The organism is Lysinibacillus sp. GbtcB16 (assembly GCF_019091145.1).
In the GTDB taxonomy this organism is placed as follows: domain Bacteria; phylum Bacillota; class Bacilli; order Bacillales_A; family Planococcaceae; genus Lysinibacillus; species Lysinibacillus fusiformis.
This window is the reverse complement of sequence record NZ_JAGXJV010000998.1, coordinates 1-205: the sequence shown is the minus strand read 5'-3', so window position 1 is coordinate 205 and position 205 is coordinate 1. Positions and strand designations below refer to the sequence as shown.

Here is a 205-nt window from a genome sequence, read left to right as displayed (position 1 = left end):
AAGAATAATTTCTTTTATGAAGGGTTTCAAGATACGAGTAGTTCGAGGAAGCAATGGAGAGAGGGAAGGAGCGTACTTCAAGTACGTGACTGACTGAACGACAGCAGCTGACGAAGAAATGCGATGTATATTGAAAGCCGAAAATAGTCTAGTGATGATGGCAAAGAGGTCACACCCGTTCCCATACCGAACACGGAAGTTAAGC

The 205-nt window shown here is 43.9% G+C and carries 1 rRNA gene; it reads left to right on the top strand.

Annotated features, from left to right (window positions below):
* Window positions 1-147: 147 nt before the first annotated feature.
* Window positions 148-205: ribosomal RNA gene (gene rrf, locus KVT27_RS26555) — 5S ribosomal RNA — on the top strand; the annotation flags it as partial.